Genomic DNA, 13412 nt, shown 5'->3' with positions numbered 1-13412 from the left:
TCACGGATTGGAGATGCACCGCATGAGCCGCACTTCCCCCCACACGCACCACGGGAGCGGCGCAGTGAGCCGCCGCGGTCTGCTCAAGACCGCCGGCGGCCTCACCGCAGCCGTTGCCCTCGGCGCCACCGCGACCGCCACCACGGCGACCGCGGCCCCGGCGACCTTCACCCACCCCGGCATGCTGCACAACTGGGGCGACATCAACCGGGCCAAGGTCCGGGTCGCCGCGGGCGACAACCCCTGGCTGTCCGGCTGGAACAAACTGAGGGAGAATTCCCACTCACAGTCCACCTGGACCGCCAGGCCGCAGTCCGTCGTCTACCGGGGATCGGGCACCCCCGAGAACTACTCGCTCCTCTACAACGACATCGCCGCCGCCTACCAGAACGCCCTGCGCTGGCAGATCGCCGGCACCGCCGCGAACGGCGACTGCGCCGTGCGCATCCTCAACGCCTGGGCGAACACGCTCACGTCCATCCAGGGCACCGCCGACCGGTACCTCGCCGCGGGCATCTACGGCTGGCAGTTCGCCAACGCCGCCGAACTCATGCGCGGCTACGCCGGGTTCGACCTGAACAGGTTCAAGCAGATGATGCTGAACGTGTTCTACCCGCAGAACAACAGCTTCCTGACCAACCACAACGACGCCTGCATCACCAACTACTGGGCCAACTGGGACCTGTGCAACATGGCCTCGATCATGGCCATCGGGATCCTGTGCGACGACGGCGCCAAGTACGACCAGGCCGTCAACTACTTCAAGAACGGCGGCGGCAACGGCCAGATCCGGCGCGCGGTGCCGTTCCTGCACCCGGGCGTCGAGGGCTACGACCTCGGCCAGTGGCAGGAGTCCGGCCGCGACCAGGGCCACACCATCATGGGCATGGGCCAGATGGGCGCGATCTGCGAGATGGCCTGGAACCAGGGAGAGGACCTCTACTCGTACGACGGCCGCCGCTTCATGAAGGCCGCCCAGTACGTCGCCAAGTACAACCTGAACATGAACGTGCCCTTCACCACCTACACCTGGGGCAGCGGCCAGAACTGCTCCCAGCAGTCGCACACCGCGATCAGCTCCATCTCCCGCGGCCAGCCCCGCCCGGTGTGGGCCATGCTCCACTACCACTACGGCCGCCGCCTGCTCCTCGACGACAAGTACATCGCCCAGATGTGCTTCTCCGCCCCCGCCGAGGGCGGAGGTGGTGACTACGGCACCACCAGCGGCGGCTTCGACCAGCTCGGGTTCGGCACGCTGATGTACGCCAAATAGCGGTCAAGCCGGCTCGTGCACCGGAATACCGGTGGACCATGAGGTGCTCTGGTAGCACCGGTGCACGAGCGCGGCGAAGGGCTGGTGGGCGTATGACGGCAGGCCGGACGGATCCCGTGGTCAGGAGCCCGTACGGGGCCGTACGCGGCCGGTACGAGCGGGGAGTCGCGGTCTTCCGCGGCATCCCGTACGCCGCGCCCCCCTTCGGCCCCCGCCGCTTCCGCCCGCCCGTACCCCTCCCGCCCTGGGACGGCGTCCTCGACGCCGGCGCCTTCGGCCCCACCTCGCCGAAACCCCCGTACTCGGAGGCCTTCGCGCACTACCTGTCCGACCCGGTCGTCCCCGGCGACGACTGCCTCAACCTCAACATCTGGACCCCGCAACCGGCCCCCGGCGCCCGCCTCCCCGTCCTCGTCTGGGTCCACGGCGGCGCCCTGACCAGGGGATCGTCCGCCGTCCCCGTCTACGACGGCCATGCCTTCGCCCGCGACGGCGTCGTCTGCGTCTCGATCAACTACCGACTGGGCGTCGAAGGCTACGGACTGTTCCCGGACACGCCCCCGAACCCCGGCCTGCGCGACCAGATCGCCGCCCTGACCTGGGTACACGAGGCCATCGAGGCCTTCGGCGGCGACCCCGGCCGCATCACCCTGTGCGGCCAGTCCGCCGGGGCCATCAGCATCGGCGCCCTCATCGCCGCCCCGCAGACCCAGGGCCTGGTCCGTCGGGCGGTCCTCCAGAGCGGGCCGCCCGAGGCATCCGAGCGGGCCAAGGTCCGGCGGATGGTGCGCCGGATGGCCTCCCGGCTGAAGATCCCCGCCACCGCCGAGGCCTTCGCCGCCGTCGACCGCGACCTGCTGCTGCACACCCAGTCCGAGGTGGGCAAGCTCAGCAGCCCGGTGCTCGGCGGCCCCGCCTTCGGCATCGTCATCGACGGCGACACCGTCCCGCGCGACCCCCTTCAGGCCCTCACGGAGGGCGGCGCCGCCCCGGGCGTCGAGCTGATGACGGGCTGGACCCGCGACGAGTACCGGCTGTGGCTGGTCCCGGGCGGCCTCATGGACCGCGTCGACCGCCTCGGAGCCGTCGCCTTCGCGGCTGCCATGGCCCGCTGCCACTGCGGCAGCGAGGTCCCGCGCGGCTACCGCGCCCTGCACCCCGAGGCGAGTACGGCGGATCTCGTCGGCCAGCTGGTCACCGACCGCCTCCTCCGCATCCCCCTGCACCACCTGGCCGATGCCCGTACGGAACCCTCGTACGTCTACGAGTTCGCCTGGCCCTCGAACCTCCCCGACCTGGGCTCCTGCCACGCCCTGGAGCTCGGCTTCGTCTTCGATACGGGGGAGGTCCCGGAGTCCCGGAAACTGGCGGGGGAGGGTGCGCCGCAGGAGCTGGCCGACGCGATGCACACGGCGTGGGTGCGGTTCGCGACGGACGGCGACCCGGGCTGGGAACGCTGGGACGCCGCCCACCCGGTGCGCGTCTTCGGGGACCGCGCACCGGACGCCGAGAACGGCCTGGCCTACACGGCGTACGGCCCCCGGGACCGCGAACTCGCCCTGTGGGCGACCGATGCCGCCGACGCCGCCGCTGTCACGCCTGAGGAATCCACCCCTGCCGTACGGCGGCTCCGTCGCACCGGCGCACTCCGCCGGCGCTGACGAGGCTCACGCCGGTGGGGTGGATGTTCCGCCGAGTGCGGACAGGAAGGCCGTCCAGGTGGCGGGGGCGATGGTGAGGTGGGGGGTGGAGGGGGTCTTGCTGTCGCGGATGTGGATGGCGGTGGGGTGGGCGGCTACTTCGAGGCATTCCCCGCCCTCGCTGCCGCTGTGGCTCGACTTGCGCCAGTGATAGGCGACTTCGAGGCACTGGCCGCCCTCGCTGCCGCTGTAACTCGACTTGAACCACTCAAGTGCGGTGCCGCTCATGCTTCTCCCAGGAGACGGTCCAACAGGTCCCTCGTGTCTTCGGTGTTCAGGGCCTGCGTCCGCAGCATCGCATACTTCTGGGTAAGGATCCCCACCCCGTCGGGGTCGGCGATCAGCTGGCTTCCACGCTGGGTCTCCATGTACGCGAGCCGCTGGTGCTCGGGGGTTTCCAGGAGAACGAAGGGGCCGTCGAGGCCAGCGTGTGAGGTCCGGCCGAGTGGCAGTACTTGGAGGATGATCCCAGGCATGTCCACGTACTCGCGCAGCTTCTGCAACTGCTCGACGTAGACCTCCCGGCCGCCCAGGCGATCCCGGAGTACTGCCTCCCAGATGACGAAGCTCGTCGTGGGCGGCACCTTGCGGTGCAGGATTTGTTGGCGCTCCATGCGCGCCGCGACGAGCTGCTCGATGTGGTCCTCGTCGTAGACCGGCACACGGCTGCGGAAGACCGCCCGTGCGTAGCCCTCGGTCTGAAGCTGCCCGGGCACCGCCAAGCTGTCGTACACGGAAATCGCGATTGCCTCCCGCTCCCGATCCAGATACTCCTCCGCCCAGAGTGGTACGAGATCCACCTCCGGCATCTCCGACAACGCAGCCACCAACGCCCCCTTGGTATCGAGGAGTTGGTCCAACTGCTCCGCGAGATCCATCTTCAGCGGTCGTCTGCCCTGCTCGATGGACGCGATCTGCTGCTCGCCGACGACGAAGATCTCCCCGAGGGACTTCTGCGTGTACCCGGCCGCCTCCCGGAAGAGGGCGAGCAGCGCGCCCACCATCCTCATCGCCGAGGCGTTCCTGCGTGACCGTCGTGACCGTGTCGTGGTGCTCATGGCGGCGAACTCCCCACCCGCGCGCGTACTTGCACTGTTGCGCGCACGTACAACATGGCTGTACGGGTGCGCGCTCTGTTCCATGATGGCCACGGAGTGTGACTGTCGTCCCGTGAATGACGAAACTCCACTCCTGTTCCAACCTCCGTCTCCACGCCGGCGGTTCTACCGCCGGGAGCGCCAATCCGTTCCGGCCGCACGGGCGTTCGCGTACGACACGCTCATGGACTGGGGCGGGCACGGGCGCGTACAGGACGTGCTGCTCTGTGTGAGCGAACTGGCGACGAACGCGCTGGTGCACGGCGTGCCGCCCGGCCGTGGATTCCTGCTGAGGCTGGTGCCGTACGGCGAGGACGGCGGCGTACGGGTCGAGGTGCACGACAGTGGCGACGGCGTGCCGGTGCTGCCGCGGCAGGACGTCCAGGAGCCCTGTGAGGGCGGGCGGGGCCTGTTGCTGGTGTCGGAGCTGGCGGACAAGTGGGGTGTGGGGGCGAGGTGTCCCGGCAAGATCGTGTGGTGCGAGTTCGAAGGCCGTGGCAGCGGTGCCGGCGACGGCAAGACCTCGGAGACAACTGGGGTACTGGTTGCGAAGGGCATCTGCTGGGGCGGACGACCACTCCGAGCCGGAGCCTGATCAAACTTGCCGAGATCTACGAGGTCACGGCACTAGCCTCGACCGCGAATCATCGACGACAGCAGCCCGTGAGTCTCGGCGTCCGCGGCCGCTATGAGCCCACGACCTGCCTTTCCGATCGGAGCGCCGTCGACGGCGGTGACGACACACCCAGCGGCCTGGCACAAAGCGATGCCGGCGGCGAAGTGCACACTCTCGGCCAGGTCACCGCCGTCGGTGACGTATGCGGCGCGCTTGCCGGCCGCGACCCATGCCAGCGCCAGCGTCGTGGACACAACCCGCGGCCGGAACCGTTCGATGAATCCAGGATGAGCGAGCAGGTCCACAGCCCGGAATCCAGGCGCGCTCGGAAAGGGCGGGTCCAGGTTCACATCCACCAACTGGGTGGCAGCCGTCGGCGCCAACTGCGTGTCGCTCCCGTCGCGCCGAACCCCAGCGGTCGCACCGTCGGTGAAGAAGACCTCGCCGCTGAACGGATCGGCCACCGCGGCCGGACCGCCGCGCAGCGCCACGTTGACGGCAACCAGCATGTTGCCGACGGCATAGTTGAGCGTGCCGCACAAGGGGTCCACCAACCACTGGCGCACCGCGTCAGCCGCACCCTGCTGCCCGCCCTCCTCGCCGAGCACCGCATCCTCAGGCCGCGCGGCACGGATGACGCCGAGGATCGCCTCCTCAGACTCCACATCGGCATCAGTGGCGAAGTCTCCGAACCCCTTGTCCATGCGGGTAAGCCGCTTCCCGTACCTGGCGTGCACGGCCTTTGCGCCGGCGCGCGCCGCAGCTATCGCGACATCAGCATCGTCAAGGCTCGCGTTGATCACGACGCGCAGAATATCGGGACGACGAGTCAGCGGCATGAGCTCGCGATCCGACCGTGGGCCGCCCGGCGCACAGCCGGCGGTGTCGGGTTCCGTGAGCGCGCTGCCGGACCGGGCCTCCCGGCCCGGCAGCGCCTCGAAACAGCCGGACGTCAGATCGCTACAGGTCGCGGCATTGCGCCGACTTCGGACCACTCACCGTGTTGGTCGATCCGTTGTTCACCGGCGGCTGAGCGTTTCCCCCGCACGTCAGCGGGCCGTTGATCGTGTTCCCGGCGATCACGTTCCACCACTGCGTCCGCGTCACCGTCACCGGGCCGCTGATCGTATTCGGAGCACATCCCAGAACCGGGTTGCCGATCGTCACCGACGAGGTCCCGGACAACGTCACCGGGCCGGAGATCCGGCTGTCGCAGATCACCATCCCCGCCGCGCCGTCGGCCCGCACCGGGCCGGCGATCGCCGCACCGTCCACCTGGAGCGAGGCACCGGCCCGCACCGACACCGTCGCTCCGTCCAGGCAGGTCACGCCCTCGGTCACCGTCAACGGCCCGGCATGCCGGCCGGTGATCACCCGGTCGCAGTCGAGGCCGGCATACGTTTCGACCACGTCGAGCAGCGCCGTCACCGGACCGTACCCGGTCGAGCCGCGGACCGTGATCCGGCCGGCCTTGTCCGTGGCGCCGTCCGGTACCGGGTCCCATTTCACCGGGACCGGCTCGGTCGAACCATCGGCCATGGTCAGCACCCGCACCGAATCCGGCAGCACCACCTCGTCGCCGACCAGTGCGGACGCGTACACGGTGTCCTCCACTACGTGGGACGCGCGACTCTTGGTGAAGATGTCGATCGACGCGTTCGGCTCCCAGGTGCGCGTCATGCCCGGCACGGCGGTGAACAAGGACTGCCATCTCGCCGGCTCCCACGCCAGCACGCCCAAGCCCTGGTTGTTCGGGATGTCGTTGGCGATCTGGAACACGCGCTGGAGGGCATCCGCCTGCCCCTGGACGGTCCGCGGGTACGTCGAGTTGGGCATCGGGGCCCCGCCGCCACCCGACGCCGGGTACGAGGTCTCGGCGATCTCGATCTTGTACCCCGGGTGCGCCGCCGCCACCGCGTTGATGTTGGCCTCGTAGTGGTCCGGCGACCCGTGGTACTGCGGGTAGTACGAATGGGCGAGAACGTCCGGGTCGGCGCCTTTGGCCTTCACCCGGGTCAGGTACTGATCCCAGAACTCGAGTGTCTTGGCGCGCCGGTCCTTGCCGATGATGATGTGCGTCTCGACGTCGATGTCCTCGCCCTGGTCGGCCGACACGTCGCGGACCGCGCGGATCCCCGCCGCGGACAGCGTCGTGAACCGGTCCCACGCCTCCTCGTAGAGCCGCTGCTCCTTCGGGTCGTCGGAGCCCCAGTAGTTCCAGAGCAGGCCGCCGCCGGGCTGCGACTTGTAGATCTCCGGCTGGTTACGGAAGTACGCCGGGTCGGTGGTGCCGATCAACGCCGCCTCACTGCCGTACATGAAGCCATTGACGATCTCGTTGCCGATCGCGACCTTGTCCGGCGTCGTGCCCTGCTCGATCAACTGCTCGACGTAGTCGTAGGTGTAGTCGTACACCGCCTGGGTCAGGTCGTCGAACTCCAGCCGGGCCCACGCCCGCGGCTTCGGCTGCTTGGCCGGGTCGGCCCACGAGTCCGCGTAGTGCAAGTCGATCCCCAGGCCCATGTCCCGTTCGGCCTTGATCCACTTGGAGACCTCGAGTGACCGCTCGGGGCCTTGGTACGGGACGGCCAGTGCGTCGCCTGAGGACTCGCTGCGAGGCTCGTTGAAGACCCGCAGCCGGACGTACTCGGCGCCACGGTCCTGGAGCACGTCGAGCAGGTGGGGGCCCGCGCCTTGGTCCTCCTCGGTCGGACTCACCCAGTACTTGCGTCCTTCGGCGATGTCGTTGTCCACCCAGGAGGCATCGGCGCCGAGGATCAGGTCGTCGCGCAGATAGTTGTGGACGCTGAGTTCACTGATTCCCAAGGTGGCGCCGGGCGAGGCTCCCGTGAACGTCACCCGCACGAATCTCGTCCCTGGCCGGGTGAAGAGGTCGACCGATCCGCGAGCGGGCTGGTGGTTGGCCGAGTGGTCGGCGATGACGTTCCAACTGTCGCCGTCCGCGGACGACTCGACCACGTACTGGTAGGCGGCTCCGGTGTCCGGGAAGACGACCCCGACCTTCCTGACGTTGTCGTAGGCGCCGCCCAGATCGAGAGTCAGCCACTGGTTCGCGGACGTGTCATCCACCCTCCACGCGGTCCGGTCGTCCTGGTCGATCGCCAGGTCAGCGGTGGACGCCCCGCTGCTGACGTCGACGCTCGCCCAGGATTTCGCGCTGATGTCGCTCTCGATCGGCGAGATCTCGGCCTCGCCGAAGTGTGCGGAGGCCGGGGCAACCGGCCCGAATGCTGCTGCGCCGCACGCCAGAAGGACCGCGGTCGTGATGCTGAGTGCCGTGCGGACAGGGTGTCTTCGCATCATTGCCTACTCCTCATCTCTGTACCCCCGAACAGGAGCACGACTGTGTTCCAGCGAGCCTTCTGGGTCTTGTGGACAGGGCCCGGGCCGGGCCGGCTCGAGCAGTCCCGCAGCTGCACCTGCGTCCCGTTGGTCTGCGAGTTGTTCAGCACGTCCACGCAACGGCCGGACTGGGCGCCGACGATCGGGCCCTCGTCCGTCGGCGGGGGCGTCGACCCGCCGGGCAGGGTGGCGTGGAGGGTGTCGAGCAAGGACGGGGTGACGGTGCCCTCGTCCCGGGCGCCCATGACCGTCGTCGGCACCTGGATACGGAGGGCGGTGTCCCAGCCGGTGGGGCTGTTGGTGTCGATGCCGATGACGACGAAGCCGAAGGACGCCATCCAGTGGCCCATCCAAGCGCCTTCGGCGTTCCAGGTGGCTGTGTAGCCGGGCACGACCGCGACCGGACCCCATGTGCCCAGGCTGGTGTCCGTGGGGACTTCCGCGGGGTGTGCCCGGTGCTCCCGGACGGTGCGCTCCCGGTGGTTCGCGATCGCACTTTGTTCCTCCTCGTGTGGGGCGTGTCCGCAGCCCGCCGGGACAAGCGGATGAGCCCTGGAGGGGCGCGTCCATGACAAATGCGCCCCCTGTGTGGGACTCGAGAAGCACGCCATCACGGGGGTGGATTCGGCGAGTTGCGAGACCGGCACGTCGTCCGGGCCGGGCATGACGGGTTCTGTCGCGACACCGGAGAGGTCGTTGAGGTTCTTTGGGTTCTGTTGACAAATGAGGACGGTACTAAGGCCCCCGGTGTGCGGCAAGGCGTCAGCCCGACAGGTTCCCGAGTCTCACCGCAGGGCGGGAATCGGCGCTGATCAGGTAACGACCGCCCGCTACAACCAGGTTGAGATCAGTCGACGCGCTGGCGTGAATCGGTCGCATGCAGGGACGGCCGGCCGGGACCCTGCGTCGGGGAGCCGACTTGATCAAACAGATTGTCACATTCAGTCCGTGCATAGGTCTTGCCGCTCCTGGAAGCCCCTTCTAGCCTCACTGGGAGCGCTCCCAGTGATCCAAAGCAAGATCCTTCCCGCGTGCACGGCGCAAGTGAATCGTTTCATTCATGGTGCCGGGACCACGGAACAAGCCCTGCCCACCCACTTGAAGGAGCCGCACATGTCCGTCCGGAGTCTGCGAAGAACCCGCGGGCCGGTCACGTTATTGCTGGCGGTGTTGCTGGCCGCCGTCTCGCTGGTCGCCCTGCCCGTGTCCAGCGCGAGCGCGGCCGTGATCGACACGTCCGCCTACTACCAACTGGTCTCACGCCACAGCGGCAAGGCCACCGACATCTCAGGAGGCTCCACCGCCGACGGCGCCGGGGTCGTCCAGCGGACCCCGGCAACCGCCGCCAGCCAGCAGTTCCAGTTCGTCGATTCGGGCAACGGGTACTACCGGATCAAGGCCCGGCACAGTGGCAAGGTGCTCGACGTCGAGGGGTGGTCCACGGCCAACGGCGCGAACGTGCTGCAGTGGGCGGACAACAACGCCGTCAATCAGCAGTTCAGCGTGGTCGACATCGACAGCCAGTATGTGCAGCTGATCAACCGCAACAGCGGCAAGGCTCTGGAGGTCTGGGAGCAGTCGACGGACGAAGGTGCCCGGATCTCGCAGTACAACGACGTCGACGGCTTCAATCAGCAGTGGCGGCTGGTCAAGGTCGACGGCGGCACCAGCCCGGATCCCGATCCGCCGGTCGGTGACGCCCGGCAGATGGAGGATCTGAACCGGGGCCTGGTATCGGTGCGTTCGGGCTCGAACAATCTGGTGTCCTGGCGGCTGCTGGGCACCGAGAGCTACGACACGGCGTTCAACGTGTACCGCAACGGCACGAAGGTGAACGGCTCGCCGGTCACCGACTCCACCAACTACCTGGACAACGGCCCCCCTTCGGATGCCTCGTACACCGTGCGCGCGGTGGTGAACGGCACGGAGCAGCCGGCTTCGGAGTCCTCGCTGCGTTTCACCGGCGGCAACTACCTTGACGTGCCGCTGTCTTCGCCCGGTTCCGGGTACACGCCGGTGGAGGCGAGCCCGGGTGACGTGGACGGCGACGGGCAGTACGAGCTGATCGTCAAGTGGGACCCGAGCAACGCGAAGGACAACTCGCAGTCAGGCGTGACCGGCAACGTCTACATCGACGCCTACCGGCTGGGCGGCCAGCGGCTGTGGCGCATCGATCTCGGCCGCAACATCCGGGCCGGGGCGCACTACACACAGTTCCAGGTGTACGACTACGACGGCGACGGCCGGGCCGAGGTGGCCATGAAGACGGCGGACGCCACGCGCGACGGCCAGGGCACGGTCATCGGCAACGCGAACGCCGACCACCGCAACTCCAGCGGCTACATCCTGGCCGGGCCCGAGTACCTGACCATGTTCAACGGTCTGACCGGCGCCGCGATGTCCACCGTCGCCTACGACCCGCCGCGCGGCAACCTCTCCTCCTGGGGCGACAACTACGGCAACCGCGCGGACCGTTTCCTGGCCGGCACCGCGTACCTGGACGGACAGCGCCCGTCCCTGATCATGGCCCGCGGCTACTACACCCGCGCGGTCATCGCCGCCTGGGACTTCCGCAACGGGCAGCTCGTCAAGCGCTGGACGTTCGACTCCAACGCCTCGGGCAACGGCGCCGCGTACGGCCAGGGCAACCACCAGCTGTCCGTCGCCGACGTCGACGCCGACGGCCGCCAGGAAATCGTCTACGGCTCCGCGACCATCGACGACAACGGCCGCCTGATGTATGCCACGCGCTTCGGCCACGGCGACGCCCTGCACGTCGGCGACTTCGTGCCGGGCCGCACCGGCCTGGAGGTCTTCTCCATCCACGAGTCGAGCAACCAGCCCGGCTCCGATCTCCACGACGCCCGCACCGGACAGGTCATCCACCGCACGCCCACCAGTGGCACCGAGGGACCGGGCCGCGGCGTGGCGGGTGACATCCATGCCGGGAACGCAGGCGCCGAGTTCTGGGGCTCCGGACCGAACATGAGCAACCTGCGCAACGCCTCCGGCGGCAACGTGGGCCGCAACCCGTCCTCGGCGAACTTCCTCGCCTGGTGGGACGCCGATCCGGTGCGCGAACTGCTGAACGGCACCCAGATCGACAAGTACGGCACCGGCGGCGACACCCGGCTGCTCACCGGCAGCGGCGTGTCCTCCAGCAACGGCACCAAGTCCACCCCGGTGCTCTCGGGCGACCTCTTCGGCGACTGGCGCGAGGAAGTCATCTGGCGCCACTCGGGCAACAACGCCCTGCGGATCTACGCCACGTCCACCCCCACGACCACCAAACTGCACACCCTGGCCCACGACGCCCAGTACCGCACCGCCCTGGCCTGGCAGAACACCGCCTACAACCAGCCGCCTCACCCCAGCTACTTCCTCGGCGCCGGCATGAACCGCCCGCCGCAGCCCAACGTCTACGTGCGCTGACGGCACCCCCGCCGGCACACGGGGAAGGAACAACACCTCCAGGTCGGCCGGGACAGCCCCCGGCCGACCTGGAGGCCCCCGGACCGACGGAGCCGGAACGGCTTCCGTCAGTCCCGGGCGCCGAAGACCTGGACGCCCGCTCCCACGTCAGCCTCGGAGTAGTCGCCCGGAAAGACGACCGTGCGGCTCCCATCGCGCCCCACGCGATGCCGTACCGCGCCTCGTTGAGGCAGGACAGCGGCCCGCGAAGACCCCGCACCTCCGGCAGCACGGCCGTTCCGGGAAGCCGTACCGAATCCAGCACGAGTTCGCTGGTCACCGAGGCCCTCAGGGACATCTTGTGCTTGATCGCGGGGGCCGAGAAGCCCGGGGTGTCGGTCGGGACGACGAAGCCTCGCAGCCGTCGTCCGTACGGGCCCAGACGACGGCCACATCGGCCACCGAGCCGTTGGTGATCCACATCTTGCGCCCGTCGAGGACCCAGTCTCCCCCACTCTCGGCTCCGCTCGAGCGGGAGGTGCCCCCACCGTCGCGGCGGGCCGCGGTGCGCATGCTGCCCGGGTCGGAGCCGGAGTCGGGCTCGGTGAGGCCGAAGCAGCCGATGGCGGTCCCTGCCGCGAGACGGGGCACTGGCTGCGGAGCGCCGTCCCTGAGGATGCCGAGCCACCGGCCCCTTCCGGCCTGTGACGCTACCGACTTCAGTGGGGCGGTGGCGGCCCCACCGAGTCGCGTACGACGACGTGCGTGCCCAGCAGCAGGTGTTCGTCCGGGGCGCCCGGCGTGTGTTCGAGGGCCGTGCGGACGGCGAGGCGGCCGAGTTCCTCGTAGGGGACGTGGACCGTCGTCAGGGCGGGGTGCAGGTCGCGGGCGAAGGGGATGTCGTCGTAGCCGGCGAGGGAGATGTCGCCGGGGACGCTCAGGCCCGCCTCGTGCAGGGCGGTGAGGGCGCCCGCCGCGACCATGTCGGTGGCGGCCACGACGGCCGTGAAGTCGAGGTCGTCCTTGAGTGCTTGCCGCATGAGGCGGTGGCCCGCGTCCCGGGTGAAGTCGCCGTGCAGGAGGAGGGCCGGGTCGGGGGTCAGGCCCCGGGCCCGGTGGGCCGCGAGGTAGCCGCGTTCGCGTCCCAGGGCCGTGGTGTGGTCCGTCCGGCCGCCGAGGAACAGCACCCGGCGGTGGCCCTGGGCGAGGACGTGGGCGACCAGGGTGTAGGCGCCGCCCTCGTTGTCGTACTCGATGACCGTCACCGGGGCGCCGGGATCCAGTGGTGGTCTGCCGCACAGGACCAGGCGGGAGCCGGCCGAGGCGAGGGAGTCGGCCATGCGGTGGGTGCGTTCGCGGTACTCGGGGGTGTCGGCGGTGCCGCCGACCAGGATCACGGCGGCGGCGCGCTGGGCGCGCATCATCTCGATGAACTCCATCTCGTGCCGGACGTCGCCCTCCGTGCTGCACACCAGGCAGAGGTGGCCGAGGCGGGTCGCCTCCCGTTCGACGCCGTGGGCCATGTGCGCGAACGACGGGCCGGTGATGTCCTCCAGCAGGAACGCCAGCGTGGGCGTGCCGACGCCCGCGATGGCCTTCGCCCGCGCGTCCGCGACGTAGTCCAGCTCGCGGACCGCCCGCATGACGCGCCCGCGCGTCGCCGCGCTCACCGGGTACACGCCGCCGAGCACCCGTGACACCGTCGACGCCGAGACCCCCGCGCGGGCCGCCACGTCCCGGATGGTGCTGCGGCTCGCGTCCCCGCTCTTCCTCGTCATGACTGCCTCGTCTCTCCCGGGCGCCGGTCCGCACCCGCCCCTCGGGAACTGCGGCAACGCCATGGCAACCGGTTCCCAGGACGGAGGCTAGCAGTGGGGAGGGGAGGGGAGGAGGGTTGTGCGCGCACTGATGAACCGGTGATGAGGCGGACTGGTGAGCCGGTGGTGAGCACG

General features: G+C 69.4%; 9 protein-coding genes and 2 pseudogenes. 4 read left to right on the top strand and 7 right to left on the bottom strand.

Annotated elements, in window-relative coordinates:
• The first annotated feature begins 22 nt into the window (after window positions 1-22).
• Together ACIBNA_RS33570 and ACIBNA_RS33565 are read left to right on the top strand one after the other, a co-directional pair.
• Window positions 23-1273 carry an alginate lyase family protein gene (locus ACIBNA_RS33570; RefSeq protein ID WP_399168956.1) on the top strand — a complete coding sequence of 417 codons (1251 nt, stop codon included), beginning with the start codon at window positions 23-25 and terminating at the stop codon, window positions 1271-1273.
• Window positions 1274-1365: 92 nt separating this feature from the next.
• A complete protein-coding gene (locus tag ACIBNA_RS33565) occupies window positions 1366-2934 on the top strand; it encodes a carboxylesterase/lipase family protein (protein ID WP_399168955.1) in 1569 nt (522 codons plus the stop codon).
• Window positions 2935-2940: 6 nt separating this feature from the next.
• Here ACIBNA_RS33565 and ACIBNA_RS33560 read toward each other — a convergent pair whose 3' ends face one another.
• Together ACIBNA_RS33560 and ACIBNA_RS33555 are read right to left on the bottom strand one after the other, a co-directional pair.
• Window positions 2941-3201 carry a DUF397 domain-containing protein gene (locus ACIBNA_RS33560; RefSeq protein ID WP_399168954.1) on the bottom strand — a complete coding sequence of 87 codons (261 nt, stop codon included), beginning with the start codon at window positions 3199-3201 and terminating at the stop codon, window positions 2941-2943.
• Window positions 3198-4031, bottom strand: coding sequence for a Scr1 family TA system antitoxin-like transcriptional regulator (locus tag ACIBNA_RS33555; protein ID WP_399168953.1), 834 nt, complete (start codon window positions 4029-4031; stop codon window positions 3198-3200). Before ACIBNA_RS33555 ends, ACIBNA_RS33560 begins: the two co-directional genes overlap by 4 nt.
• 85 nt (window positions 4032-4116) lie before the next feature.
• Between ACIBNA_RS33555 and ACIBNA_RS33550 the strand changes: the two are divergent.
• Window positions 4117-4563, top strand: a pseudogene (locus ACIBNA_RS33550) (ATP-binding protein); the annotation flags it as partial.
• A gap of 134 nt (window positions 4564-4697) precedes the next feature.
• On the opposite strand, the gene ACIBNA_RS33545 reads toward ACIBNA_RS33550, so the two are convergent.
• The 3 genes from ACIBNA_RS33545 to ACIBNA_RS33535 all read right to left on the bottom strand — a co-directional run bounded on the left by ACIBNA_RS33545 (window position 4698) and on the right by ACIBNA_RS33535 (window position 8441).
• Entirely contained in the window at window positions 4698-5525 is an 828-nt protein-coding gene (locus tag ACIBNA_RS33545; protein WP_399168952.1) for an inositol monophosphatase family protein, read from the bottom strand.
• A gap of 121 nt (window positions 5526-5646) precedes the next feature.
• On the bottom strand, window positions 5647-8010 hold the full coding sequence (locus ACIBNA_RS33540; protein WP_399168951.1) for a glycosyl hydrolase 53 family protein: 2364 nt from the start codon (window positions 8008-8010) through the stop codon (window positions 5647-5649).
• Window positions 8007-8441: a hypothetical protein gene (locus ACIBNA_RS33535; protein WP_399168950.1), complete on the bottom strand. Its 435-nt coding sequence runs from the start codon at window positions 8439-8441 to the stop codon at window positions 8007-8009. The genes ACIBNA_RS33540 and ACIBNA_RS33535 overlap by 4 nt, the downstream gene beginning before the upstream one ends.
• Window positions 8442-9162: 721 nt before the next feature.
• Here ACIBNA_RS33535 and ACIBNA_RS33530 point away from each other — a divergent pair.
• Entirely contained in the window at window positions 9163-11481 is a 2319-nt protein-coding gene (locus tag ACIBNA_RS33530; RefSeq protein ID WP_399168949.1) for an RICIN domain-containing protein, read from the top strand.
• Window positions 11482-11644: 163 nt separating this feature from the next.
• Here the strand turns inward: ACIBNA_RS33530 and ACIBNA_RS33525 are convergent.
• Both ACIBNA_RS33525 and ACIBNA_RS33520 read right to left on the bottom strand, forming a co-directional pair.
• A pseudogene (locus ACIBNA_RS33525) lies at window positions 11645-12198 on the bottom strand (acyl-CoA dehydrogenase family protein); the annotation flags it as partial.
• The gene (locus ACIBNA_RS33520) at window positions 12180-13238 is read right to left on the bottom strand and encodes a LacI family DNA-binding transcriptional regulator (protein ID WP_399168948.1); all 1059 of its coding nucleotides are present in this window, start codon (window positions 13236-13238) and stop codon (window positions 12180-12182) included. The gene ACIBNA_RS33520 and the pseudogene ACIBNA_RS33525, both read right to left, overlap by 19 nt.
• Between the last annotated feature and the right edge of the window lie 174 nt (window positions 13239-13412).

Source organism: Streptomyces sp. NPDC050164 (assembly GCF_044459945.1).
GTDB classification, from domain to species: domain Bacteria; phylum Actinomycetota; class Actinomycetes; order Streptomycetales; family Streptomycetaceae; genus Streptomyces; species Streptomyces coeruleorubidus_A.
This window is presented reverse-complemented; position numbering and strand designations above follow the sequence as displayed.

Excerpts from the sequence above, each read along its gene's own strand:
- ACIBNA_RS33560 (WP_399168954.1), bottom strand. The coding sequence starts at position 3,201 with ATGAGCGGCACCGCACTTGAGTGGTTCAAGTCGAGTTACAGCGGCAGC.
- ACIBNA_RS33545 (WP_399168952.1), bottom strand. The coding sequence starts at position 5,525 with ATGCCGCTGACTCGTCGTCCCGATATTCTGCGCGTCGTGATCAACGCG.
- ACIBNA_RS33530 (WP_399168949.1), top strand. The coding sequence starts at position 9,163 with ATGTCCGTCCGGAGTCTGCGAAGAACCCGCGGGCCGGTCACGTTATTG.
- ACIBNA_RS33540 (WP_399168951.1), bottom strand. The coding sequence starts at position 8,010 with ATGATGCGAAGACACCCTGTCCGCACGGCACTCAGCATCACGACCGCG.
- ACIBNA_RS33520 (WP_399168948.1), bottom strand. The coding sequence starts at position 13,238 with ATGACGAGGAAGAGCGGGGACGCGAGCCGCAGCACCATCCGGGACGTG.
- ACIBNA_RS33565 (WP_399168955.1), top strand. The coding sequence starts at position 1,366 with ATGACGGCAGGCCGGACGGATCCCGTGGTCAGGAGCCCGTACGGGGCC.
- ACIBNA_RS33570 (WP_399168956.1), top strand. The coding sequence starts at position 23 with ATGAGCCGCACTTCCCCCCACACGCACCACGGGAGCGGCGCAGTGAGC.
- ACIBNA_RS33555 (WP_399168953.1), bottom strand. The coding sequence starts at position 4,031 with ATGAGCACCACGACACGGTCACGACGGTCACGCAGGAACGCCTCGGCG.